21 protein-coding genes and 1 riboswitch are annotated in these 23102 nt (G+C 69.7%); of the genes, 9 read left to right on the forward strand and 12 right to left on the reverse strand.

The window, feature by feature from the left end:
- Window positions 1–89: 89 nt before the first annotated feature.
- Genes fba through BYZ73_RS09825 form a run of 6 tightly spaced genes read right to left on the reverse strand, consistent with a single transcriptional unit; the run spans window position 90 to window position 7295 of the window.
- Window positions 90–1154 (reverse strand): class II fructose-bisphosphate aldolase, encoded by a 1065-nt coding sequence (fba, locus tag BYZ73_RS09800; protein WP_108027717.1) that lies wholly within the window; start codon window positions 1152–1154, stop codon window positions 90–92.
- Window positions 1155–1166: 12 nt separating this feature from the next.
- Window positions 1167–2375, reverse strand: a complete 1209-nt coding sequence (locus BYZ73_RS09805) for a phosphoglycerate kinase (protein ID WP_112315813.1) — start codon at window positions 2373–2375, stop codon at window positions 1167–1169.
- Window positions 2375–3376 carry a type I glyceraldehyde-3-phosphate dehydrogenase gene (gap, locus tag BYZ73_RS09810; RefSeq protein WP_075786459.1) on the reverse strand — a complete coding sequence of 334 codons (1002 nt, stop codon included), beginning with the start codon at window positions 3374–3376 and terminating at the stop codon, window positions 2375–2377. The genes BYZ73_RS09805 and gap overlap by 1 nt, the downstream gene beginning before the upstream one ends.
- A gap of 17 nt (window positions 3377–3393) precedes the next feature.
- Window positions 3394–5385 (reverse strand): transketolase, encoded by a 1992-nt coding sequence (gene tkt / locus BYZ73_RS09815; RefSeq protein WP_112315814.1) that lies wholly within the window; start codon window positions 5383–5385, stop codon window positions 3394–3396.
- Window positions 5386–5397: 12 nt separating this feature from the next.
- The gene (locus tag BYZ73_RS09820) at window positions 5398–6270 is read right to left on the reverse strand and encodes a phosphoribulokinase (RefSeq protein WP_108027714.1); all 873 of its coding nucleotides are present in this window, start codon (window positions 6268–6270) and stop codon (window positions 5398–5400) included.
- A 17-nt stretch (window positions 6271–6287) separates the two neighbouring features.
- Window positions 6288–7295 (reverse strand): class 1 fructose-bisphosphatase, encoded by a 1008-nt coding sequence (locus BYZ73_RS09825; RefSeq protein WP_108027713.1) that lies wholly within the window; start codon window positions 7293–7295, stop codon window positions 6288–6290.
- Between the two features lie 110 nt (window positions 7296–7405).
- Here BYZ73_RS09825 and BYZ73_RS09830 point away from each other — a divergent pair, with 110 nt between their 5' ends.
- The 9 genes from BYZ73_RS09830 to BYZ73_RS09870 all read left to right on the forward strand — a co-directional run bounded on the left by BYZ73_RS09830 (window position 7406) and on the right by BYZ73_RS09870 (window position 15724).
- A complete protein-coding gene (locus BYZ73_RS09830) occupies window positions 7406–8332 on the forward strand; it encodes a LysR family transcriptional regulator (protein ID WP_112315815.1) in 927 nt (308 codons plus the stop codon).
- 155 nt (window positions 8333–8487) lie between these two features.
- Window positions 8488–10929: a heavy metal translocating P-type ATPase gene (locus tag BYZ73_RS09835; protein ID WP_112315816.1), complete on the forward strand. Its 2442-nt coding sequence runs from the start codon at window positions 8488–8490 to the stop codon at window positions 10927–10929.
- On the forward strand, window positions 10926–11315 hold the full coding sequence (cueR, locus tag BYZ73_RS09840) for a Cu(I)-responsive transcriptional regulator (protein WP_112315817.1): 390 nt from the start codon (window positions 10926–10928) through the stop codon (window positions 11313–11315). The genes BYZ73_RS09835 and cueR overlap by 4 nt, the downstream gene beginning before the upstream one ends.
- A 39-nt stretch (window positions 11316–11354) precedes the next feature.
- Window positions 11355–11554: riboswitch (cobalamin riboswitch) on the forward strand.
- A 169-nt stretch (window positions 11555–11723) separates the two neighbouring features.
- Window positions 11724–12716, forward strand: coding sequence for a FecCD family ABC transporter permease (locus BYZ73_RS09845; protein ID WP_112315818.1), 993 nt, complete (start codon window positions 11724–11726; stop codon window positions 12714–12716).
- Window positions 12713–13471, forward strand: coding sequence for an ABC transporter ATP-binding protein (locus BYZ73_RS09850; protein WP_112315819.1), 759 nt, complete (start codon window positions 12713–12715; stop codon window positions 13469–13471). Before BYZ73_RS09845 ends, BYZ73_RS09850 begins: the two co-directional genes overlap by 4 nt.
- A gap of 34 nt (window positions 13472–13505) precedes the next feature.
- Window positions 13506–14129 (forward strand): MotA/TolQ/ExbB proton channel family protein, encoded by a 624-nt coding sequence (locus BYZ73_RS09855; RefSeq protein WP_108027707.1) that lies wholly within the window; start codon window positions 13506–13508, stop codon window positions 14127–14129.
- Entirely contained in the window at window positions 14129–14512 is a 384-nt protein-coding gene (locus BYZ73_RS09860; RefSeq protein WP_112315820.1) for an ExbD/TolR family protein, read from the forward strand. The genes BYZ73_RS09855 and BYZ73_RS09860 overlap by 1 nt, the downstream gene beginning before the upstream one ends.
- Window positions 14513–14516: 4 nt before the next feature.
- Window positions 14517–14903, forward strand: coding sequence for an ExbD/TolR family protein (locus tag BYZ73_RS09865; protein WP_112315821.1), 387 nt, complete (start codon window positions 14517–14519; stop codon window positions 14901–14903).
- Window positions 14900–15724: an energy transducer TonB family protein gene (locus BYZ73_RS09870; RefSeq protein ID WP_112315822.1), complete on the forward strand. Its 825-nt coding sequence runs from the start codon at window positions 14900–14902 to the stop codon at window positions 15722–15724. Before BYZ73_RS09865 ends, BYZ73_RS09870 begins: the two co-directional genes overlap by 4 nt.
- Window positions 15725–15749: 25 nt before the next feature.
- Here the strand turns inward: BYZ73_RS09870 and BYZ73_RS09875 are convergent, their stop codons facing one another.
- The 6 genes from BYZ73_RS09875 to BYZ73_RS09900 form a co-directional block, all read right to left on the reverse strand.
- Complete coding sequence (locus tag BYZ73_RS09875; RefSeq protein ID WP_108027703.1) at window positions 15750–15971, reverse strand: formate dehydrogenase subunit delta; 222 nt, start codon at window positions 15969–15971, stop codon at window positions 15750–15752.
- Complete coding sequence (gene fdhD / locus BYZ73_RS09880) at window positions 15961–16779, reverse strand: formate dehydrogenase accessory sulfurtransferase FdhD (RefSeq protein ID WP_112315823.1); 819 nt, start codon at window positions 16777–16779, stop codon at window positions 15961–15963. Before fdhD ends, BYZ73_RS09875 begins: the two co-directional genes overlap by 11 nt.
- Window positions 16780–16785: 6 nt before the next feature.
- Window positions 16786–19656: a formate dehydrogenase subunit alpha gene (fdhF, locus tag BYZ73_RS09885; protein ID WP_112315824.1), complete on the reverse strand. Its 2871-nt coding sequence runs from the start codon at window positions 19654–19656 to the stop codon at window positions 16786–16788.
- A gap of 259 nt (window positions 19657–19915) precedes the next feature.
- Window positions 19916–21430 carry an NADH-ubiquinone oxidoreductase-F iron-sulfur binding region domain-containing protein gene (locus tag BYZ73_RS09890; RefSeq protein ID WP_112315825.1) on the reverse strand — a complete coding sequence of 505 codons (1515 nt, stop codon included), beginning with the start codon at window positions 21428–21430 and terminating at the stop codon, window positions 19916–19918.
- The gene (locus BYZ73_RS09895) at window positions 21427–21891 is read right to left on the reverse strand and encodes a formate dehydrogenase subunit gamma (RefSeq protein WP_075786442.1); all 465 of its coding nucleotides are present in this window, start codon (window positions 21889–21891) and stop codon (window positions 21427–21429) included. The genes BYZ73_RS09890 and BYZ73_RS09895 overlap by 4 nt, the downstream gene beginning before the upstream one ends.
- An 87-nt stretch (window positions 21892–21978) precedes the next feature.
- Window positions 21979–22860, reverse strand: coding sequence for a LysR family transcriptional regulator (locus BYZ73_RS09900; RefSeq protein ID WP_112315826.1), 882 nt, complete (start codon window positions 22858–22860; stop codon window positions 21979–21981).
- Window positions 22861–23102 lie beyond the last annotated feature (242 nt).

A 23102-nucleotide genomic window follows, 5' to 3' on the forward strand; every position in this document is an offset into this window, starting at 1 on the left:
TCTTGTCCCCGGGTTCCGGTGGTCTTCGTTCTACGTTGCGCGCGTTTCCGGAGCGGGCCCGGCCCCCGCGAGGGCCGGGCGCCAGAGATTTACTTCGTTTTCGGATCGAGGCTGCCATCGGCATAGCGCTTGGCCATGTCCTCCATCGGGATCGGCTTGATCCGCGAGGCATTGCCGGCGGTGCCGAAGCGCTCGAAGCGGTCCTTGCACAGCTTGGTCATCTCGGCCATCGCGGGCTTGAGGAATTTCCGCGGGTCGAATTCGGCCGGGTTTTCCTGCGCGATGCGGCGGAAGGTGCCGGTCATCGCCATCCGGTTGTCGGTGTCGATATTGACCTTGCGCACGCCCATCTTGATGCCGCGCTCGATCTCTTCGACCGGCACGCCATAGGTCTGGGGCATCGCGCCGCCATTCTCGTTGATCAGGTCCTGCAGGTATTGCGGCACCGAGGACGAGCCGTGCATCACCAGGTGCGTGTCGGGCAGCTTGGCGTGGATCTTCTCGATCACGCTCATCGCCAGGGTCTCGCCGGTGGGCTTCTGGGTGAACTTGTAGGCGCCGTGGCTGGTGCCGCAGGCGATGGCCAGCGCATCGACCCGGGTCTTGGCGACGAAATCGGCGGCTTGATCGGGGTCGGTCAGCAGCTGGTCGTGGCTCAGTTCGCCTTCGGCGCCATGGCCGTCCTCGGCCTCGCCCATGCCGGTTTCCAGGCTGCCCAGAACGCCCAGCTCGCCCTCGACCGAGGCACCGACCCAATGCGCCATGTCGGCCACGCGCTTGGTGATGTCGACGTTATACTCGTAGGACGCGGGCGTCTTGCCGTCGCCTTCCAGCGAGCCGTCCATCATCACCGAGGTAAAGCCGTGCTTGATGGCCGACAGGCAGGTCGCCTCGTTGTTGCCGTGGTCCTGATGCATGCAAAGCGGGATGTCGGGATAGATCATCGACAGCGCCTCGATCATCTTCGCCAGCATGATGTCATTGGCATATTGGCGGGCGCCGCGGCTCGCCTGGATGATGACCGGCGCGTCGCAGGCCTTGGCGGCCTCCATGATCGACAGGCCCTGTTCCATGTTGTTGATGTTGAACGCCGGGACGCCGTAGCCGTGTTCGGCCGCGTGGTCCAGGAGTTGGCGAAGGGTGATAAGAGCCATCGTTAATCTCCGTCAGTCTGCGCGCTCGGCGCGTTCGAGGGCTTCGAGACCGGGGAGCGGCCGCCCCTCCAGCCATTCGAGGAATGCTCCACCGGCGGTGGAGACATAGGTGAAATCATGGGCGAGGCCCGAGCGGTTCAGCGCGACCAGCGTGTCCCCGCCGCCCGCGACCGACACGCACAGCCCGGCCCGGGTCTGTTCGGCCACGGTTTCGGCCAGTGCCCGGGTCGCGCCGTCGAAGGGCGGGGTTTCGTAGGTGCCCATCGGCCCGTTCCAGACGATGGTGCGGGCCGTGCGAAGGAGGCCGCGATACAGCTCGACCGTGTTCGGGCCCAGATCGTAGACCCGTCGGTTCGGGCGGATGCCGCCCAGCGGCACCGGATAGGCATGCTGGCCCGCATGTTGCAGCCCGTCGACGACGAAGTCCCGGGGCATCACGATCCTGCAGCCCGCGACCTCGGCCAGCGCCGCGATCTCGAGGATCTCGTCGGCCAGTTCGGGTTCGCAGAACGACTTGCCGATGCTGTAGCCGCGCGCGAACAGGAAGGTATTGGCCAGCCCGCCGCCCAGCAGGACGGTGTCGATCTTGGCCACCAGCCGTTTCAGAAGCCCCAGCCGTTCGGCCATCGAGCGCCCGCCGACCAGCGCCACCGAGGGCGAGAGCGGGGTATCGAGCGCCCGGTCGAGCTGGGCCAGCTCTTCCAGCAGCAGCGGTCCGGCGGCGACCGTCTCGGCGGCGTCGACCGCCGCCGTGGTCGAGGCATGCAGCCGGTGACAGCAGGAAAAGGCATCGTTGACATAGATGTCGCCCAGCCGGGCCAGATCCGCCCCGAGCCGCGGGTCGTTCACTTCCTCGCCGCGCTCGAAGCGCAGGTTCTCGCACAGCAGAACCTCGCCCGGGGCCAGCGCGAGGCTGGTGCGCTCGGCCATGGGGCCCGCGCAGGTGTCGATGAAGCGCACAGGCGCCTCCAGCGCATTGGCCAGTGCGCCCTTGACCCGTTCCAGCGACAGGGCCGGGGTCAACTCGCCCTCGGGACGGCCGAGATGGCTGAGAACCACCAGCCGTGCGCCTTGTGCCAGAAGCGGTTTCATGCCCCTGGCGAACCGGGCGATGCGCGTGGCATCGCCCACCCCGTCGGGGCCGAGCGGAACGTTCAGATCCGCCCGGACCGCCAGGCGTCTGCCCGAAACATCCAGCGATGTCAGGGGCGTCGGCGCCATCAGATCAGGGCCCCCATGGCCACGGCGGTATCCGCCATGCGGTTGGAGAAGCCCCATTCGTTGTCATACCAGGTCAGGATGCGGACCATGGTGCCGTCCATCACCTTGGTCTGGTCCATGTGGAAGACCGAGGAATGCGGGTCGTGGTTGAAGTCCGACGAGACCAGTTTCTCGTCGGTATAGCCGAGAATGCCCTTCATCGGACCGTCGGCCGCCGCCCGGATGGCCGCGTTGACCTCGTCGACGGTGGTCGCCTTCGAGGCCTCGAAGACCAGATCGACGACCGAGACGTTCGGGGTCGGCACCCGGATCGCGACGCCGTCGAGCTTGCCGTTCAGTTCCGGCAGCACGAGGCCCACGGCCTTGGCGGCCCCGGTCGAGGTCGGGATCATCGACATCGCCGCGGCGCGGGCGCGGTAGAGATCCTTGTGCATCGTGTCCAGCGTCGGCTGGTCGCCGGTGTAGCTGTGGATCGTGGTCATGAAGCCGCGGGTGATGCCGATGGCATCGTTCAGGGCCTTGGCGACCGGCGACAGGCAGTTCGTCGTGCAGGAGGCGTTCGAGACGACCAGATCGTCCTTGGTCAGCACGTCATGGTTGACGCCATAGACGATGGTCTTGTCGGCCCCGGCGCCCGGCGCCGAGATCAGCACCCGTTTCGAGCCGTTTTCCAGATGGATCGCGGCCTTGTCGCGGGCGGTGAAGATGCCCGTGCATTCCAGCGCCACATCGACATCGCCCCAGGGCAGCTCCTTGGGGTCGCGGATCGCGGTCACCTTGATCGGGCCGCGGCCCACGTCGATGGTGTCGCCGCTCACGGTCACGGTGCCGGGGAAGCGGCCGTGAACGCTGTCGTAGCGCATCAGGTGGGCGTTGGTCTCGACCGGACCCAGATCGTTGATCGCGACGACCTCGATATCGGTGCGTCCCGATTCAACGATCGCCCGCAGCACGTTGCGCCCGATCCGGCCGAAGCCGTTGATTGCTACCTTAACTGTCATCTTCCACCCTTCTTGTCTTATCTGATCAGTTTCTTCGCGGCGGCGGCCACGGCTTCGGCGGTGATGCCGAAGTGTTTGTAAAGGTCGTCTGCCGGCGCCGAGGCGCCGAAGCCGGTCATGCCCACGAAGGCGGATCTGGCGCCCAGAAGCGGCGCCCAGCCCTGTTCCACGGCGGCCTCGACCCCGACCCGGGGCGCGTCGCCGAGGACGGAAGCCCGGTAGGCCTCGTCCTGCGCTGCGAATAGCTCGAAACAGGGGGCAGAGACAACGGCCGCCTTGACGTCCTGACGCGCCAGCTCGTCGGCCGCATTCATCGCGATCTCGACTTCCGAGCCGGTGGCGATCAGCGTCACGTCGCGTCCGCCCTCGGGCTCGCGCAGCACATAGGCGCCCTTGGCGGTCAGGTTCTCGGTCCGGTGCTCGGTCCGCAGGCAGGGCAGGTTCTGGCGCGACAGCGCCAGCAGGCTCGGGGTCTTGTCCGAGGTCGCGGCGATTTCCCAGGCCTCGGCGGTCTCGACCACATCGGCGGGCCGGAAGACGTTGAGGTTGGGCATGGCGCGCAGGCTCGCCAGATGTTCCACCGGCTGGTGGGTCGGGCCATCCTCGCCCAGACCGATCGAGTCATGGGTCATGACATAGGCGACCGGCAGCCCCATCAGCGCCGACAGCCGGATCGCGGGCCGCGCATAGTCGGCAAAGACGAGGAAGGTGCCGCCATAGGGGAAGAAGCCCCCGTGCAGCGCGATCCCGTTCATCGCCGCCGACATGCCGAATTCGCGGATGCCGTAATGGATGTAGGTGCCGCCGTAATTGTCCTTGCTGACCGGCGCCATGCCCTTGGTCAGCGTCAGGTTCGAGCCCGTCAGGTCGGCCGAGCCGCCGATGGAATTGGGCAGGGTGGCGTTCACGACCTCCAGCGCCATTTCCGACGCTTTCCGGGTCGCGACCTTGGGCGCATCGGCCGAAAGCTTCTGCTTGTAGGCCGCGATGGCCTCGGCCATGGCCGCCTTGTCGGGCTTGGCCAGCGATTTCTCGAAGGCGCCGCCATGCTCGTTGCACAGCAGACGCGCCTCCCAGCCCTCGCGAGCCTGACGGCCGCGCGCGGCAACCGCCTGCCAGGCGGCATAGACGTCCTTCGGCAGGGTGAAAGCCTCGTGGGCCCAGCCCAGCGCGGTGCGGGTCGCGGCGATTTCCTCGGCCCCCAGCGGCGCGCCATGAACCTTGTGGCTGCCCGCCTTGTTGGGCGCGCCCTGACCGATCACCGTCTTGCAGTCGATCAGCGACGGGCGCGGGTCCTTGCGCGCGGCCTCGATGGCGGCGGCGATGGCCTCGCGGTCATGGCCGTCGACCTCCTGCACATGCCAGCCGGCGGCGGCGAACCGCGCCTTCTGGTCGACCGAGGTCGACAGCTCGGTCGAGCCGTCGATGGTGATCTTGTTGTCGTCCCACAGCACGATCATCCGGCCCAGCTGCCAGTGCCCGGCCATGTCGATGGCCTCGTGGCTGATGCCTTCCATCAGGCAGCCGTCGCCCGCGATCACATAGGTGTAGTGATCGACCAGATCGTCGCCGAAGCGGGCATTATGCATCCGTTCGGCCAGCGCCATGCCGACCGCGGTGGTGATGCCCTGACCCAGCGGGCCGGTCGTGGTCTCGATCCCGTCGGCATGGCCGTATTCCGGATGGCCCGCCGTGCGGGCGCCCCATTGCCGGAAGCTGCGGATCTGGTCCATGTCCATGTCGGCATAGCCCAGCATGTGGTTGATCGAATAGACCAGCATGGACCCGTGCCCCGCCGACAGCACAAAGCGGTCGCGGTCGGGCCATTTCGGACAGGACGGGTCGATCTGCATGAACCGGTTGAAGAGCACCGCGGCCACATCGGCCATGCCCATCGGCATGCCCGGATGGCCCGAATTGGCGGCTTGCACCGCATCCATGGTCAGGACCCGGATGGCGGTGGCCATCAGCGCTTCGGCGCTGGTGTCGATCTTGGTGGGCGCGTTCATTCGGAACCCTCCTCAGGCGCGTTTCGATTCGGAGACGAGGCGATTGATCATCGGCGTCAGGATAAGCTGCATCGCGAGGTCGAGCTTGCCGCCCGGGATCACGATCGAGTTGGCGCGGCTCATCCAGGACCCGTGGATCATCGAGACCAGGTAGGAAAAGTCGATGCCGCGCGGGTTGCGGAACCGGATCACGACGAGGCTTTCGTCGGGGGTCGGGATCCAGCGGGCGACGAAGGGGTTCGAGGTGTCGACCACGGGCACGCGCTGGAAGTTGATGTCGGTCTGGGTGAATTGCGGGCAGATGCAATGCACATAGGCATACATCCGGCGCAGGATCACGTCGGTAATGGCCTCGGTGGTGTAGCCGCGCTTTTCCTTGTCGCGGTGGATCTTCTGGATCCATTCGAGGTTGATCACCGGCACCACCCCGATCTTGAGATCGGCGTGCTGGGCGATGTTGACCTCGTCATTGACGACCGAGCCGTGCAGGCCCTCGTAGAACAGCAGGTCCGACCCGTCCTCGAACGGCGCCCAGTCGGTGAACTCGCCCGGAGGCACGCCGTATTTCTCGGCCTCGTCGGCATCGTGCACATAGTGGCGGGTGCGGCCGGTGCCGGTCTCGGCATACTGGCTGAAGACCTTTTCCAGCTCCTTCAGCTCGTTCGCCTCATAGCTGAAATGGCTGAAGCCGACATTGCCGCCCGCGTATTGGCGGTCGAGCTCGGACTTCATGTCCTTGCGGTTGAAGCGGTGGAAGGCGTCGCCCTCGATCGAGACCGCGTTCACGCCCTCGCGGCGGAAGATCTGGTCGAAGGTGTGCTTGACCGTCGAGGTGCCTGCCCCGGAGGAGCCGGTAACGGAGATGATCGGATGCTTCTTGCTCATGACTGTCCTCCAGGAACTCAGACGCGGAACAGGCCGCGATTGCCGAACAGGGCATTGACCTCTTCGTCCGGCAGGTCGTGATAGGCGGCGATGCGGCTGACCTTGTCGGTCGAGCCGAAGACGAACGGCGTGCGGGCATGCAGGCTTTCGGCGGTCTTGCCCAGGATCGGGTCCTGCGCGTCGGTCGCGAGCCCGCCGGCCTGCTGGATCACGAAGGCGATGGGCGCGCATTCATAGACCATCCGCAGACGGCCGCGCTCGTAGCCCTTGCGGGCATCGCCGGGGTACAGGAAGACGCCGCCCCGGGTCAGGATCCGGTGGGTTTCGGCCACCAGCGAGGCGACCCAGCGCATGTTGAAGTTCGAGGCCCGCGGGCCTTCCTCGCCGGCGAGGCAATCGTCGATATAGGCCCGGATCGGCCGCGACCAGTGGCGGTAGTTCGAGGCGTTGATGGCGAATTCGCGCGAGGTGTCGGGCACCTTCACGGCCTCGGCCACCAGCACGAACTGCTTGCTGTCGGGGTCCAGAAGGTATTCCTGGGTGCCCTTGCCGAAGGTGCAGACCAGCATCGTCTGCGGCCCGTAGATGATGTAGCCCGCGCCGATCTGTTCGCTGGCCGGGCGCAGCACGCTGGCATCGCCGGTCGCGGCCGCCTCGAAGATCGAGAAGATCGTGCCGATCGAGACGTTGACGTCGATGTTCGAGGACCCGTCGAGCGGGTCGATGGCGACGGCATAGGCGCCCGCGGGGTCAAGCTCGGCCACGACGTCCTGCTCTTCCGAGGCATAGAAGCGGACATTGGCGGTCTTCAGCCGCTCGCAGAAGGCGTCGTCGGCCATTAGGTCCAGCGCCTTCTGGGTGTCGCCGCCCAGGTTTTCGCCGACCGCGGCCCCCAGCGCGCCGCCCAGCGGCCCGCGCTGGATCACCCGCGACAGGTCGATGCCGACCTCGCAGAGCGCGTTCAGGATGGGCTGAAGTGCGGCGGGGATATGCTGCAAATCCCGGATCGGATTCTCTCGTTGCATAAATTTCTCCCGAATCTGGCGACGCGTTGTCGATACCGGTTGCTAAAGGATGACGGCATGGTGGAGAATTTAAAAACGCGGAACCTGTGTTAGATTTTTTTGAAAACCTCATGTCGACACTCCGACCCGAAGCGGTAACCTTCAAGCAACTCAGGGCGTTGCGCGCCGTGGCCGAGCACGGGACCCTGACGGCGGCGGCCGAGTCGATCCACCTGACGACGCCGGCCGTCCATACCCAGCTGCGCCAGCTCGAAGAGAATTTCGGCGCCCGCCTGGTCGATCGCGGCCCCCAGGGCGTGGCGCGACTCACGCGCCAGGGCGAGGCGGTTCTGGTGGGCGCGCGCGCGATCGAGACCGCGCTCGAGGCCTGCGTCGATCATGTGCGCGCGCTTAACGACGGGATGGAGGGGATGGTGACGCTGGGCGTCGTCGCCACCGCCAAGTATTTCGCGCCGCGCCTGGTGGCCGAGCTGCACCGCGCCTTTGCCGAGATCGACGTGATCCTGCGGGTGGGCTCGCGCGAAATGGTGGTGACGGCGCTGCAGGCGGCAAGCGTCGATATCGCGATCATGGGGCGGCCGCCCCGGGTGCCCGAAGTGCATGCGACGGTGCTGGGACCGCATCCCCATGTGCTGATCGCGCCGCCCGATCACCCGCTGGCCGGGCAGGAGCGGATCGCGGCCGAACGGGTGCTGGCCGAAACCTTCCTCGCGCGCGAGGTGGAGTCCGGAACCCGCGTCCTGATGGATCGGTTCATCGAGCGGCTGGGCAAGGGGCGTCCGCAACGGGTGATCGAGCTGGAAAGCAACGAGACCATCAAGCAGGCGGTGATGGCGGGGCTCGGGATCGCGCTGATCTCGCGTCACACGGTGGTCGAGGAACTGGCCGCCGGGCGGCTGGTCGAGCTGGATGCCCCCGCGCTGCCGCTGGTGCGGCAGTGGTTCCTGGTCCATCGCAGCGATACCGCGCTCAGCGCGGCCGGCCGGCGCATCCACGGCTATATCGTGGGCCGCCAGGGCGCGTTCCTGCCACGATAGGCCGGTCTCCGGCCCCGAATTTTCGCAGAAAATTCGCGCGAGCCCCCAGGCGGTCGGTTTCCCTGACAAAGCGCGGCAGGGCCCTTGACCTTCCAGCGACTGGAGGCCCTATCTGAGGGGGCATCCCGTCCGACGGACGCTGCACGGAGGCTGTCATGACCGCGATCACCACCACCAGGCTGAAGCTCGAAGGGCTGCATTGCGCGGGCTGCGTGCGCCGGGTCGAGCGCGCCCTGACCGAGCTGCCCGAGGTCGAGGCCGCCCGGGTCAACCTCGCGACCGGCACCGCCGAGGTCGAGCATTCCGGTCCGCCCGCGCCGCTGATCGGGGCGGTCGAGGGGGCGGGCTTCGGCGTCGCCCGGACCGACATCTCGCTCAACGTCGAGGGCGCGACCTGTGCCTCCTGCACCGGCCGGATCGAGCGCACGCTGCTGGCCCAGCCCGGGGTTCTGTCGGCGGCGATGAACCTCGCGACCGGTCAGGCCCGCGTGACTGCGGCCGAGGGCCTGGCCGATGCCCGTGCGCTGTCCCGCGCGGTGACCGAGGCAGGCTATCCGGCGACCCCGCTGACCGCCGAGGCGCGGCCCGAACCCGGTGCGGCCCAGGCCGCCGAGGCCCGCAAGCTCGCTCGCAGGGCCTGGATCGCGGGTCTGCTGGCGCTGCCCGTGGTGCTTCTGGAAATGGGCGGTCACGTGATCCCCGGCGCCCGCGAGGCGCTGGCCGGGATCGTCTCGGAAACCGGGCTGCGCGTCGTTTCGTTCCTGCTGACCACCGCGATCCTCGCCGGTCCGGGCCGGTCCTTCTTCCTGAAGGGCGTGCCGCTCCTGCTGAAGGGCGCGCCCGACATGAACGCGCTGGTCGCGCTCGGCACCGGCGCGGCCTGGGGCTATTCCACGCTCGCGACCTTCGCGCCCAGCCTGCTGCCCGCCGGAACGGCCCATGTCTATTTCGAGGCCGCGGCGGTCATCGTCACCCTGATCCTGATCGGCCGCACCCTCGAGGCCCGCGCCCGGGGCCGCACCGGCGAGGCGATCCGGCATCTGATGGGGCTGCAACCGCGCAGCGCCCGGGTCGTCACTGAAACGGGTCTCGAGGACCGGCCCGTCGAGCTGCTTGCTCCCGGCGATCTGATCGAGGTCCGCCCCGGCGAGCGCATCCCCACCGATGGCGAGATCGTCGAGGGGCAGGGGCCGGTCGACGAATCGATGCTGACCGGCGAGCCGATGCCCGCCGACAAGGCGCCCGGCGATGCGGTCACCGGCGGCACCGTAAATGGCGCCGCCGCGCTGAGGTTCCGCGCCACCCGGGTCGGCCGCGAGACCGCGCTGGCCCAGATCGTGGCGATGGTCGAGACGGCGCAGGGCGCCAAGCTGCCGGTGCAGGCGCTGGCCGACCGGATCACCGGCATCTTCGTGCCCGCCGTCCTGGCCGCCGCCGCGCTGACCGTGGCTGTCTGGCTGATCGTCGGGCCCGACCCGGCGCTGGGCCTCGCACTGGTCGCGGGCGTCTCGGTGCTGATCGTCGCCTGTCCCTGCGCCATGGGGCTGGCCACGCCGACCTCGGTGATGGTGGGCACGGGCCGCGCCGCCGAAATGGGGGTTCTCTTCCGCAAGGGCGATGCGTTGCAAAGCCTGTCGGGCGTCGCGACGGTCGCCTTCGACAAGACCGGCACCCTGACCGAGGGCCGCCCCGAACTGACCGAAGCGCGGCTGGCCGAGGGCTTCGATCGCGGCGAGGTCCTGGCCGCTGCCGCCGCGCTCGAGGCCCGCTCGGAGCATCCGCTGGCCCGCGCCATCCTGGCCGCCGCCCCCGATCATCCCGAGGCCGAAGGGGTCGAGGCGTTGCCCGGTTTCGGCGTCAGGGGCCGGGTCGGCGGCCGTGATGTCCTGGTGGGCGCCGAACGGCTGATGGCGCGCGAGGGCATCGCGCTTGGCCCCCTCGCGGCCGAGGCGGCGACGCTGGCCGCAAACGGCGCAACCCCGGTCTTTGTGGCCCTCGACGGGCGCGCGGCGGGGGTGCTGGCGCTGGCCGACCCGATCAAGCCCTCGGCGCGCGCGGCCATTGCCGGGCTCCACCGGATGGGCGTCGCGACCGCGCTGATCACCGGCGATACCGAGCCGACCGCGCGCGCCGTCGCGGCCGAGCTTGGCATCGGCCATGTGGTGGCAGGCGTTCTGCCCGGCGGCAAGGTCGAGGCGCTGGAGGGGCTGCGCGCCGAGGGCCCGGTTGCCTTCGTCGGCGACGGGCTCAACGACGCGCCCGCGCTGGCGGCGGCCGATGTGGGGCTTGCCATCGGCACCGGCACCGATGTCGCCATCGAGGCGGGCGACGTGGTGCTGATGTCGGGCGATCCGCAGGGCGTCGTCAACGCGCTCCATGTCAGCCGCCGGACGCTGGCCAATATCCGCCAGAACCTGTTCTGGGCCTTCGCCTATAACGTCGCACTGATCCCGGTCGCGGCGGGGGTGCTTTATCCGCTGAACGGGCTCATGCTGTCGCCGATGCTGGCGGCGGGCGCGATGGCCTGTTCGAGCCTCTTCGTGCTGTCGAACGCCCTTCGGCTGCGCGGGCTCGGGCCGCTGGAGGCCCGGTCATGAATATCGGCGACATCTCGAAGGCGACGGGCCTGCCCGCCAAGACCATCCGCTATTACGAGGAGATCGGCCTGATCCGGCCTGCCCGGGGCGCCAATGGCTACCGGCATTTCTCGGAAACCGACCTGCACAACCTGACCTTTCTGGGCCGGGCGCGGTCGCTCGGCTTCTCGATCGAGGAATGCCGGGCGCTTCTGGCGCTTTATACCGACAAGGCCCGGGCCAGCGCCGATGTGAAAGAGATTGCCCGCACCCATCTGGCGCAGATCGATGCCAAGATCCTGGAGCTGCAGGCGATGCGGGCGACGCTTGCCGATCTGATGGCCGCCTGCGCGGGCGATCATCGTCCCGACTGCCCGATCCTCAAGGGTCTGGCCGGAGAGCCCTGAGCCGCCCGCAATTGGGCTTTGACAATGCGCGCCGATGGGCTAGGCAGGAGCGACTTCGGTTCCGGCCCGCAAGGCCGGAGAAAAGGGAACGCGGTGCGCCCCCGCAAGGGCAACTCCGCGGCTGCCCCCGCAACTGTAGGCGGAGAGCGCGGCTGACAGACGCCACTGGGCCTGTCCCGGGAAGGCCAGCCAAGCGACGACCCGCAAGCCAGGAGACCTGCCGAAGCGACGATCACCCTTTCCGGGCGCGGGGCGCGCCCCGGAGCGGCCAGCCCGCAGCGGTGAGACAGATCACCGTCCGGGGGGCTGGCCCGATCCCGCCGCGCCCCGGACCGCCCGCAAGGGCAGGGAAGGCAGGGCGATGAACGATCCGGAGACAAGACCGGCCGACCGAGACGGAGCGCGCGCATGAGGGGGCAGGGGCTCTTCTGGGCGCTTGCGCTGCTGGTGGCGGCGCTTTTCGGGCTGTCGCTGCTGATCGGCCCGGCGGGACTGTCGGTCGGCGACAGCCTCTCGGCGCTTCTGGCCGGGCGCGGCGAGGCGGCGGTGCTGGTCATGCGCGAGATCCGCCTGCCCCGCGCGATCCTGGCCGTGCTGGTGGGCGCGAGCCTCGGGCTCTCGGGCGCGGCGCTGCAGGGCTACATGCGCAACCCGCTGGCCGAGCCCGGCCTGATCGGCGTCTCGTCGAGCGCCGCGCTGGGTGCGGTGCTGGCACTGCAAACGGGGCTTGCCTCGGCGCATGTGCTGGCGCTGCCCGCTTCGGCGCTGACCGGCGCGCTGATCGCCGTCTCGCTGCTGCTGCTGCTGGCCGGACCCCGCGGCGGGGCCTTCACGCTGATCCTCGCGGGCATCGCCCTTTCGGCGCTGGCGGGCGCGCTGACGCAACTGGTGCTGAACCTCTCGCCCAATCCTTACGCCACGGCCGATATCGTGTTCTGGCTGATGGGCTCGCTCGCTGATCGCTCCTTCACCCATGTCTGGCTGGCGCTGCCGCTGACTCTTCTGGGCTGGTTGATGCTGGCCGGTCTCGGCCGCGGGCTCGATGCCCTGACGCTGGGCGAGGATGCGGCGGCGGCGCTGGGCATCCGGCTCGGGCGGCTGCGCCTCGCGCTGGTCCTGGGTGTCGCGGCCTCGGTGGGCGCGGGGGTGGCGGTCGCGGGCGCCATCGGCTTTGTCGGTCTGATCGTGCCGCATCTGCTGCGCCCGCTGGTGGGCGCCCGGCCCGGGCGGCTGCTGGCGGCCTCGGCGCTGGGTGGCGCGGCCCTTCTGCTGGCCGCCGATATCGGCGTGCGTCTGGTGCTGCCCGACCGCGACCTCAAGCTGGGCGTCGTCACAGCACTGATCGGCGCGCCGCTGTTCATCCGGCTGATCTACCGCACCCGGGCGGAGGCGGGCGCATGACCGGGCTTGAGCTTTCGCATCTGACCGTCCGGCGCGGCGCCTGCCCTGTGGTCGATGATGTCACCGCACGGCTGTCGCCGGGCGACTGCGTGGGCCTTGTCGGTCCCAATGGCGCGGGCAAGACCACCTTGATGCGCGCAGCCCTCGGCCTTCTGCCGCACAAGGGCACATCGAGCCTCGCGCGCCTGCCCGCGCCCGAGCGTGCCCGCGCCGCCGCCTGGCTGCCGCAAACGCGCGAAATCGCCTGGCCGGTCAGCGTCGAGACCCTGGTCGGGCTTGGCCGCACGCCGCATCTGGGGCCGGGCCAGCGTCCCGGACCCGCCGACCGCGCAGCCGTCGATGCCGCGATGGCGCGGCTCGAGCTGGCCGGGTTCGCTACGCGCCGCGCGACCGAGCTGTCAGGCGGCGAACAGGCGCGGGTGCTGATCGCCCGGGCGCTGGCGCAGGAGGCGCCCGTGCTGATGGCCGACGAACCCATTGCCGGGCTCGACCCGGCGCATCAGTTCACAACCATGGCGCTGTTCGCGCGCCTCGCCGCCGAAGGCCGCCTGGTGATGGTCTCGCTCCACGATCTGGGGCTGGCGGTCCGGTTCTGCACCCGGCTTCTGCTGATGCATCGCGGCCGTCTGGTGGCCGACGGCCCGCCCCGCGCGGTGCTGAGCGAGGCCAATCTGGCCGAGGTCTTCGGGCTGCGCGCCTATCTGGCCGAGACCCCCGACGGCCCGGTCTTCCAGCCGCTCGAGGTGGTGCGATGACCCCCAATTCACGCCCGGCCGAGGAGCCTGCCGCATGATCGACCCGATCCTGTCCTTCCTTCACACCGGCGGCGCGGCGATGTGGGCCATCGCGGGCCTGTCGGTCGCCACGCTCAGCCTGATCCTCTGGAAGCTCTGGGGCCTCGCGCGGATGGGCGCCTTTGCGGGCGCCCGGGCCGAACGCGCGGTGCGGCTCTGGCAGGAGGGCGCGCGCGAGGCGGCGGCCGAGGCGGTTGCGGGCCGGGTCGGACTGCGCGCCCGGCTGGTCCGCGCGGCCATTGGGGCGCTGGCGCTGGGCCTGCCCGAGGCGAAGGCGCGCGAGGAAACCACCCGCGTCGCCCGGCGCCTGCTGGTCGAGGCGCGCGCGGGGCTTCGGGCACTGGAACTGATCGCGGTGATCGCGCCGCTTCTGGGTCTTCTCGGCACGGTTCTGGGCATGATCGATGCGTTCCAGGCGCTGCAAGCGGCGGGCTCGGCGGCCGACCCGGCCGATCTGGCGGGCGGCATCTGGGAGGCGCTTCTGACCACGGCCGCCGGCATGGCGGTGGCAATCCCGGCGGCGGTCTCGCTCAGCTGGTTCGAATCCGTGGCCGACAGCGCCCGCGCCGACATGGAAGACCTCGCGACCCGGCTGTTCCTTGCGGCGGAGGCGGGCTGATGTTCAGCTTCGACACGCCCCGGCCGCCACGCCGCCCGAGCCTCACGCCGATGATCGACTTGGTCTTCCTGCTGCTTGTCTTCTTCATGATCTCCGCCCGCTTCGGCCCCGAGGCGGGGATCGGGATCGTCGCGGCACAAGGCGGGGGGGCGGGCGACTGGCAGGGGCCGCCAAGGCTGATCGAGGTGCGCCCCGACGGGCTCTCGCTGAACGGGCAGGCGATGGCGCCCGACGCGATCGCGGCCGAACTGGCGCGGATCACGCCCGCGCCCGGCGATCCGGTCCTGCTGCGCGCCCGGGATGGGGCCGATCTGCAGGCGCTGGTCGATGCGATGGACGCGCTCGGCCGGGCCGGGGTCGCGGGGCTCATGCTGGTGGAGTAGGGCGATGTTCGACTTCGGCGCGGACGACCGGCAGCGCAGGCAGGGCGAAAGCATCGTGCCGATGATCAATGTCGTCTTCCTTTTGCTGATCTTCTTTCTGATGAGCGCGCGGCTGGTGCCGCCCGCGCCCTTCGAGACCGCGCCGCCGCAGGCGGACGCGGCCGAGCCCGCCACGGGCGACATGTTGCACCTGTCGGCCGCGGGCGATCTGGCCTTCGGCGATCTGCGGGGCGAGGCGGTCTTCGCGGCGCTCGCCGCCCGTCCCGAGGGTGCCGCGCCGCTGGTGATCCGGGCCGATGCCGGGGTCGAGGCGGTGGCGCTGGCACGTATTGCCGCGCGGCTGACGGCCGAGGGGCGCGGCCCGCTGCGGCTGGTGACGGTGCCGCGATGACACGGGCGGGCGAGCTTCTGGCCTTCGTGCCGCTGGCGCTGGCGCTTCATGTCGGGGCCTTCGCGCTGGCGCGGCCGCCGCAGGGGGGCGTTGCCGGGGCCGCAGGTGGCCCGGGGGGCGACGCGCTGGTGACGCTGGCGGCGGCGCCTGCGTCCTATGCCAGGCTTGCCGAGGACTGGACCGAGGCCCCGGCGCCCGAAGCCGACCTTGCCGGCCTGCCTGCGCCAGAGCCAGAGCCCGAAAGCGTGCCGCGCGCCGAGCTGCTCGGCGCTGCGACGCCGCGCGTGGCCCTGCCGAAGCTTGCCGAGCCGCGCCCCGAGGCCGATCTGCCCGCGCCCTCTGCGAAACCCGAGGCCCAGCGCGCGCCGGACCCGGCGCCGACGCTTAGGCCCGAAGCCCGTCCGGCGAGGGCCGCCCGGCCCGCGCCGCCCTCGGAGGCGCGCGCGGCGCAGGTGGCGCGGGGCCGGGCGGAGGCTGCCGAGGCCGGGGCGGGGGCGACCGGCGGCGCGCCGACGCTGACGCCCGCCCGGGCCTCGTCGCTGCAGGCCGAATGGGGCGCGCGGATTCTGGCGCGGGTCGATCGCAGCCACCGCTATCCGCGCGGCACGCGGGCCAGCGGCCGGGCGCTGATCGAGCTGGTGCTGGCGCGCGACGGGCAGCTGGTCTCGGCCCGCCTGGTCCAAAGCGCGGGCGACCCGCGCCTCGACGAGGCCGCGCTGGCGGCGGTGCGCCGCGCCGGCCGGTTCCCGCCCGCGCCCCGGGGGCTCGCGGCCGCGCGCTACAGCTTCACCCTGCCGCTGAGGTTCGAGTGGCAGGGCTAGCGCCCGCCCGATCCGGACGGAGCCCTCAGGCGGTCTCGGGCCGCCGGATCAGCGCCGCCGCGCCACGCGCCCGGTCGGAAAGCCCGGTATTCGGGCTTTCGGCCAGGCTCAGCAGCCGCGCCCGCATGCGCGGGTCCCAGAACTGGTCGATATGGGCGGCGATGGCGGCCTCGGCCTCGTCATCGGGCAGGCGGGCAAAGGCGGTCGCGATCTGATTGGCCATATAGGCCAGCTTGTCAGGGGTCATGGGGCATCTCCTCCGCAGCGATCCGCCGGGCATGGGTGTGAATGTCGAAACTCGGACCGCGCGCCCGGGCGATGAGCGTCAGCCCCGCGGCGTCTGCCGCGGCGACGGCGCGGGCGGTCGGCGCCGAGACGGCGATCAGCGCCGGTGCGCGGGCAAGAACCGCCTTCTGCACCAGCTCGATCGAGACCCGCGAGGTCAGCAGGATCGCGCCGCCCGAGGCGTCGCGCCCCATCCGCGCCAGCCGTCCCACCAGCTTGTCGAGCGCATTGTGCCGCCCGACATCCTCGCACAGCGCGACCAGCCCCTCGGCGCGGGTCCAGAACCCCGCCGCATGGGCCGCCCGCGTCGCGCCGTGCAACTCCTGACCGAGGCTCAGCGCGGTCATCGCCCCGTCGATCTCGGGCGGCGTCAGGCACAGCCCGTCCGGCGGCAGCACCGGCAGCGGACGGCTCGCTTCGGCAAGGCTTTCGACACCGCAAAGCCCGCAACCGACCGGCCCCGCCATGCGGCGGCGCCGCCCGGCCAGCCGCGCGCCCAGCCCGGGCGCCAGCCAGATCCGCAGCTCGATCCCATCGTCATGGTCGGCGCGCTCGATCCGCGCGATTTGGTCGGGGCGCGCGACGATGCCTTCGGTCAGCGAAAAGCCCAGCGCGAAATCGTCAAGATCGGCGGGGCTGGCCAGCATCACCGCATGGGTGGTGCCGTCATAGCACAGCGCGACCGGCACCTCCTCTGCCAGCCGCCGGATGTCGGGCGCGGCCCCGTCGGGGCCGAGGCTCTGCACCTGCGATGTTGTCCAGGGCCGCATCGGGGCCTATTCCGCCGCGGGCAGGATGCGGCGGGCGGCTCGGGCATGGGCGGCGTAATCCTCCTGCCAGTCCGAGGGCCCGTTCGACAGCGCCACCTGCACCGCCGTCACCTTGTATTCGGGGCAGTTGGTGGCCCAGTCGGAATAGTCCGAGGTCACCACATTGGCCTGTGTCTCGGGGTGGTGGAAGGTGGTGTAGACGACGCCCGGGCTGACGCGGTCGGTCAGGGTCGCCCTCAGCGAGGTCTCGCCCGAGCGCGAGGCCAGCCGCACCCAGTCGCCCTCGGCGATGCCCCGGGTCTCGGCGTCATGGGGGTGGATCTCCAGCCGGTCCTCGCCATGCCAGGCGGTATTGGCGGTGCGCCGGGTCTGGGCGCCCACATTGTACTGGCTGAGAATGCGCCCCGTCGTCAGCAGAAGCGGGAAGCGCGGGCCGGTGCGCTCGTCGGTCGGCACATAATCGGTAATGACGAACAGCCCCTTGCCGCGCACGAAGCCCGCCTCGTGCATGACCGGCGTGCCCGTTGGGGCGGCCGCGTTGCAGGGCCATTGCACCGAGCCTTCGCGGTCGAGCAGATCGTAGCTCACGCCCGCGAAGCTGGGGGTGGTGGCGGCGATCTCGTCCATGATCTCGGAGGGGTGGGCATAGTCCCAGCCCGCGCCCATGGCATTGGCCAGCGCCATGGTGACCTCCCAGTCGGCCAGCCCCGTTTTCGGGGCCATCACCCGGCGGACCCGGTTCAGCCGCCGTTCGGCATTGGTGAAGGTGCCGTCCTTTTCCAGAAAGCTCGATCCCGGCAGGAAGACATGGGCGTAATTCGCGGTCTCGTTCAGGAAGAGATCGTGGACGATCACGCAATCCATCGCCGCGAGCCCGGCGGCCACATGCTTGGTGTCGGGGTCCGATTGCAGGATGTCCTCGCCTTGCACGTACAGCCCGCGGAAGCTGCCATCGACGGCCGCGTCCAGCATGTTGGGGATGCGCAGACCCGGCTCGTCCGAGATCGTCACGTTCCAGAGCCGCTCGAACACCCCGCGCGCCTCGGCGTCATGGACATGGCGATAACCCGGCAGCTCGTGCGGGAAGCTGCCCATGTCGCAGGACCCCTGCACGTTGTTCTGGCCGCGCAGCGGGTTCACGCCGACACCCGGCCGCCCGATATTGCCCGTCGCCATGGCAAGATTCGCGATCGCCATGACGGTGGTCGAGCCCTGGCTGTGTTCGGTCACCCCCAGCCCGTAATAGATCGCGGCATTGCCGCCCGTGGCATAAAGCCTCGCCGCCTGTCGGACCTCGGTGGCCGGGACGCCCGTCAGCGCCTCGGTCGCTTCGGGGCTCAGATGCTCTTCCGAGACGAAGGCGGCCCAGTCGGCGAAGGCCTCGGCATCGCAACGCTCAGTGACGAAGGCGCTGTCGGTCAGCCCCTCGGTCACGATGACATGGGCCATGGCGGTCAGCAGCGCCACGTTTGTGCCCGGCCTCAGCGCCAGATGGTGCGCGGCCTGCACATGGGGGCCCTTGACCAGGTCGATCCGGCGCGGGTCGGCGACGATCAGCTTCGCACCCTGCCGCAGCCGCTTCTTCAGCCGCGAGGCAAAGACCGGATGCCCGTCGGTCGGGTTGGCGCCGATCACCAGCACCACATCGGCCGCCTCGACGCTGTCGAAATCCTGCGTGCCCGCCGAGGTGCCGAAGGTGGTCTTCAGCCCATAGCCCGTGGGCGAATGGCAGACCCGCGCGCAGGTATCGACATTGTTGTTGCCGAAGACCTGCCGGATCAGCTTCTGCACGAGGAAGGTCTCCTCGTTGGTGCAGCGCGACGAGGTGATGCCGCCGATGGCGCCGGGGCCGCTTTCGGCCTGGATCGCGCGCAGCCTTTGCGCGGTGAAGGCCAGCGCCTCGTCCCACGAGACCTCGCGCCAGGGCTGGTCGATGGTCTCGCGGATCATCGGGTTCCGGATGCGATCGGGATGGGCAGCATAGCCGAAGGCAAAGCGGCCCTTGACGCAGCTGTGGCCGCGATTGGCCTTGCCGTCCTTCCAGGGCACCATGCGGACAAGCTGGTCGCCCTTCATTTCGGCCCGGAAGGAACAGCCGACCCCGCAATAGGCGCAGGTGGTGACGATGGCGCGGTCGGGCGTGCCGTGCTCGATCACCGCGTTTTCCTGCAGCGTCGCGGTCGGGCAGGCCTGCACGCAGGCGCCGCAGCTGACGCAGTCGGAATTCAGGAAATCACTGGTGCCCGAGGCGATCCGCGCCTCGAAGCCGCGCCCCTCGACGGTCAGCGCGAAGGTGCCCTGCACCTCTTCGCAGGCCCGCACGCAGCGGAAGCAGGCGATGCATTTCGACGGATCATAGGTGAAATAGGGGTTCGAGGTATCCTTGGCCTCGAAGCGCGGGTTCGCCTCGCCATTCTGCCGGGTCTGGAAATGGTTGGCGCCGGAGGTATAGCGCACCTCGCGCAGCCCCACGGCACCCGCCATGTCCTGCAACTGGCAATCGCCATTGGCCGCACAGGTCAGGCAGTCAAGCGGGTGGTCCGAGATGTAAAGCTCCATCACCCCGCGCCGGAGTTTCGCAAGCTTGGGCGTCTGGGTATGGACCTCCATGCCGTCCGCGGCGGGCGTGGTGCAGGAGGCAGGCGTGCCGCGGCGACCCTCGATCTCGACCATGCAAAGCCGGCAGGACCCGATGGGTTCCAGGCTGTCGGTGGCGCAAAGCTTGGGGATCTCGATCCCGGCCATGGCGGCGGCGCGCATGACCGAGGTGCCCTCGGGCACGGTCACGTCCATGCCGTCGATGGTGAGGGTGACGGTCTTGTCGGACCGGCGGGCGGGGGTGCCGAAATCGGCATCGGGAAGGATGAAGTCTTTCATCTGCTGGCCTCCGGGCTGGCGGATTGGTCATGCGATGCGAAAAGGGACGCGCCCGATCCTGGGAGGGCGTCGCCTGAGAGAAGAGCGGCGCGATTCATGGTGCAATCCGCTGCCAAGCCTTCCGCGTCTTGAAAGGTGGCAATGCGCCCTCCCTTGGGGAGGGTCGGGCGCGGCCCGGGCTTGCCGCCCGGGCCAGAGGGTTGGGCGCTTCGGGACAGGGCGGCGGAGCGTTGCGCCCCTTGCGATGCAAAAAGCCGGGTCATTCCGCCGCCTCCCGCGCCCCGCCGAAATCCTCGGGGAAGTGGCGCAGCGCGCTTTCGACCGGATAGGGGGTGAAGCCCCCCAGCGCACAAAGCGAGCCCGAGCGCATGGTTTCGCACAGATCGGCCAGGATCGCAGGCGCGGCCGGATCGCCCGCGAGGATGCGGTCGATGGTCTCCATGCCCCGGACCGCGCCGATCCGGCAGGGGGTACAGGTGCCGCAGCTCTCGACCGCGCAGAATTCCATGGCAAAGCGGGCCATCGCGCCCATCTCGACCGTATCGTCGAAGACCACGAGCCCGGCATGACCGATCAGCCCGCCCGCCGCGTCGCATTCCTCATAGCCCAGCGGCGTGTCGAAAAGCGACCGGGGGAAATAGGCGCCGAGCGGCCCGCCGATCTGCACCGCCTTCACCGGACGGCCCGAAGCGGTGCCGCCGCACACACCCTCGACGAGTTCGCCGATGGTCATGCCGAAGGCCGCCTCGAAAAGCCCGCCATATCTGACATTGCCCGCGATCTGCAGCGGTACGGTGCCAAGAGACCGGCCCAGCCCGAAGGAGCGGTAGTGATCCGCCCCTTCCGACAGGATCGCCGGGACAGAGGCCAGCGTGATCAGGTTGTTGACGACGGTCGGCCGCCCCATGAAGCCCTTATGGGCGGGCAGGGGCGGCTTGGGGCGCACGATGCCGCGCTTGCCTTCCATCGAGTTCAGAAGCGCGGTTTCCTCGCCGCAGACATAGGACCCGGCGCCGACCCGGTCCTCGATGTCGAAGTGATCGCCCAGAATGCCCACCTCGCGCGCGACGCGCAGCGAGGCATCGAGCATCGCGATGGCCTGCGGATATTCCGAGCGCATGTAGACATAGCCCCGGTCGGCACCGACCGCGCGGGCGCAGATCGCCATGCCCTCGATCAGGCAGAACGGATCGCCCTCGATCAGCATCCGGTCGGCAAAGGTGCCGCTGTCGCCCTCGTCGGCATTGCAGACCACGGCCTTGCGCGCGCCCTCGGCCTCCAGCACCGTCTTCCACTTGATGCCGGTCGGAAAGCCCGCGCCGCCTCGGCCGCGCAGGCCCGAGGCGGTGATCTCGGCCACGATCTCTTCGGGCGTCATAGTCATCGCCCGTTCCAGCCCCTTCATCCCGCCTTGGGCGCGATAGGCGTCAAGATCCAGAGGTTCGACAATGCCGCAGCGGGCGAAGGCGAGGCGCGTCTGGCGGGCGAAGAAGGGGATCTGTTCGACCGGGCCGACGGATTTGGGGTGATCCTCGAAGGCGCTGTCGAACAGGGCCGGCACATCGGCGGGCTCGAGCGGGCCGAAGCCCATGCGCACGCCGTCTTCCTCGATTTCCAGCAGCGGCTCCAGCCAGACCATGCCGCGCGTGCCGGTGCGCCTCAGCACCAGATCGAGCCCGCGCGCCCGGGCCTCGGCCTGCAGGGCAGCGGCGACCTCGTCGGCGCCCAGCGCCAGCGCGGCCGCATCGAGCGGCAGATACAGCGTGAGGCTCATGCCGATCCCTCCCGCGCGAGGCGTTCCAGCCGGTCGGCGGTGACCCGGCCCAGCGGACGGTCATCGACCAGCGCCGCGGGCGCGCAGGCGCAGAGGCCCAGGCAATAGGCCGGTTCCAGCGTCACCGCGCCATCTTCGGTCGTGCCGTGCCACTCGACCCCAAGCCGCGCCTTCAGATCCTCGCCCAGCGCGGCCGCGCCCATCGCCTGACAGGCCTCGGCCCGGCAGACGCGCAGCACCCGGCGGCCGCCGGGCTCGGTTCGGAAATCGGGGTAGAAGCTGACCACGCCATGGATCTCGGCCGCACTCAGGCCCAGTTCCTCGGCCAGCGCCGGATAGGCCGCGACGGGCACATGGCCGAAGCTTTCCTGCACGGCATGCAGCACGGGCAGCAGCGGGCCGTCCAGATGCGCGTGGGCCGCGGCGATGCCGCGGCATCGCGCGATGATGTCGGTGGTCATGCAGTCCTCCCTTTGCATGCCATAGTGTGCCGACTCGGCCCCAAGGGGATCAATGCCCGCGATTCGTCGGGCGATAGAGATATTCTATTAAAAAGCCGCCTTGCGCGCGGCCTCCATCAGGGCATCGAGCACCGGCGTCATCGGTTCGCGATGGGGCGCGATCAGCCCGACGACATGCTCGGCCACGGGCTCGGTCAGCGGCACCGCGACCAGCGATCCGGTGCCCAGAAACGGCTGGGCGCTGCGTAAGGGCAGGATCGTGACCCAGCCCGAGGCCTGCACATGGGCGATGAGCGCCAGCAGGGAATTCGATTCAAGCCGCGCCCGGGCCACGGCGCCGGCTTCGGCCATGTGGCGGTCGACGATCCGGCGGTTCTGCATGTCGGGGGTTAGCAGGCACAAAGGCTCGGACGCGGCCTCGGCCCAGGGCACTGCCTCGCGCCCGGCCAGCGGATGGTCGGCGCGCATCACCAGATTGTAATGCTCGGCATAAAGCGGGACGGTGGCGACCCGGCCGAGCGGCTCGTTTTCGAGATAGGTGATTCCCGCATCGACCTGCAGATCGTCCAGCATCTGGACGATGGCCGCCGAGTTTCGCGAGAAGACGGTGATTCGCAAATTCGGGTGACGCAACGTCAAAGGCCCGGTCAGCGCGGTGATCGCGGCCAGCGCGGTCGGTACCGCCGCCAGCCGCAGATCGCCCGAGAGCCCGCGCTTGGCGGTGCGCATCTCTTCGCGCAAGGCGCGCGTGTCGGCGACGATCACCCGGGCGCGTTCCAGCACCCGTGCGCCCTCGGGTGTCAGCCCCCCGAAGCGCGAGCCGCGCCAGACCAGAAGAACCCCAAGCTGTTCCTCCAACTGCTTGATTGCGGCCGAAAGCGTGGGCTGGGTCACCCCGCAGGCCTCGGCCGCACGGCCGAAATGACGCTCGCGCGCGAGCGCAATGAACATCTCGAGCTTGTCGATCATCGGTCCCCTCCCGGCGCCAGACTGCACCGTGCGGCGCGCGCGGCAAAGGGCCTTAACCAAGCTGTAACATGAATACGATCTATGCGGGCGTCGTGCGTCGCCGTTGATGCGTGCGCTTGAAAAGTGACGAAGAAGCCGTTTTGACTGCGGCACGTGGCCCCGCGCGCCAACGGGGCCGAACCGAAAGGACGCCAGATGAGGCCCCGCCAGCCTGCCGCCTGCCTGTTCCGCCAGTTCTTCAC

Source organism: Rhodovulum viride (assembly GCF_003265965.1).
Classification (GTDB): Bacteria; Pseudomonadota; Alphaproteobacteria; order Rhodobacterales; family Rhodobacteraceae; genus Rhodovulum; species Rhodovulum kholense.

Bases quoted from the DNA above. Each gene is read 5' to 3' on its own strand.
- fba (WP_108027717.1), bottom strand. From the start codon at position 1,154: ATGGCTCTTATCACCCTTCGCCAACTCCTGGACCACGCGGCCGAACAC.
- BYZ73_RS09805 (WP_112315813.1), bottom strand. From the start codon at position 2,375: ATGGCGCCGACGCCCCTGACATCGCTGGATGTTTCGGGCAGACGCCTG.
- gap (WP_075786459.1), bottom strand. From the start codon at position 3,376: ATGACAGTTAAGGTAGCAATCAACGGCTTCGGCCGGATCGGGCGCAAC.
- tkt (WP_112315814.1), bottom strand. From the start codon at position 5,385: ATGAACGCGCCCACCAAGATCGACACCAGCGCCGAAGCGCTGATGGCC.
- BYZ73_RS09820 (WP_108027714.1), bottom strand. From the start codon at position 6,270: ATGAGCAAGAAGCATCCGATCATCTCCGTTACCGGCTCCTCCGGGGCA.
- BYZ73_RS09825 (WP_108027713.1), bottom strand. From the start codon at position 7,295: ATGCAACGAGAGAATCCGATCCGGGATTTGCAGCATATCCCCGCCGCA.
- BYZ73_RS09830 (WP_112315815.1), top strand. From the start codon at position 7,406: ATGTCGACACTCCGACCCGAAGCGGTAACCTTCAAGCAACTCAGGGCG.
- BYZ73_RS09835 (WP_112315816.1), top strand. From the start codon at position 8,488: ATGACCGCGATCACCACCACCAGGCTGAAGCTCGAAGGGCTGCATTGC.
- cueR (WP_112315817.1), top strand. From the start codon at position 10,926: ATGAATATCGGCGACATCTCGAAGGCGACGGGCCTGCCCGCCAAGACC.
- BYZ73_RS09845 (WP_112315818.1), top strand. From the start codon at position 11,724: ATGAGGGGGCAGGGGCTCTTCTGGGCGCTTGCGCTGCTGGTGGCGGCG.
- BYZ73_RS09850 (WP_112315819.1), top strand. From the start codon at position 12,713: ATGACCGGGCTTGAGCTTTCGCATCTGACCGTCCGGCGCGGCGCCTGC.
- BYZ73_RS09855 (WP_108027707.1), top strand. From the start codon at position 13,506: ATGATCGACCCGATCCTGTCCTTCCTTCACACCGGCGGCGCGGCGATG.
- BYZ73_RS09860 (WP_112315820.1), top strand. From the start codon at position 14,129: ATGTTCAGCTTCGACACGCCCCGGCCGCCACGCCGCCCGAGCCTCACG.
- BYZ73_RS09865 (WP_112315821.1), top strand. From the start codon at position 14,517: ATGTTCGACTTCGGCGCGGACGACCGGCAGCGCAGGCAGGGCGAAAGC.
- BYZ73_RS09870 (WP_112315822.1), top strand. From the start codon at position 14,900: ATGACACGGGCGGGCGAGCTTCTGGCCTTCGTGCCGCTGGCGCTGGCG.
- BYZ73_RS09875 (WP_108027703.1), bottom strand. From the start codon at position 15,971: ATGACCCCTGACAAGCTGGCCTATATGGCCAATCAGATCGCGACCGCC.
- fdhD (WP_112315823.1), bottom strand. From the start codon at position 16,779: ATGCGGCCCTGGACAACATCGCAGGTGCAGAGCCTCGGCCCCGACGGG.
- fdhF (WP_112315824.1), bottom strand. From the start codon at position 19,656: ATGAAAGACTTCATCCTTCCCGATGCCGATTTCGGCACCCCCGCCCGC.
- BYZ73_RS09890 (WP_112315825.1), bottom strand. From the start codon at position 21,430: ATGAGCCTCACGCTGTATCTGCCGCTCGATGCGGCCGCGCTGGCGCTG.
- BYZ73_RS09895 (WP_075786442.1), bottom strand. From the start codon at position 21,891: ATGACCACCGACATCATCGCGCGATGCCGCGGCATCGCCGCGGCCCAC.
- BYZ73_RS09900 (WP_112315826.1), bottom strand. From the start codon at position 22,860: ATGATCGACAAGCTCGAGATGTTCATTGCGCTCGCGCGCGAGCGTCAT.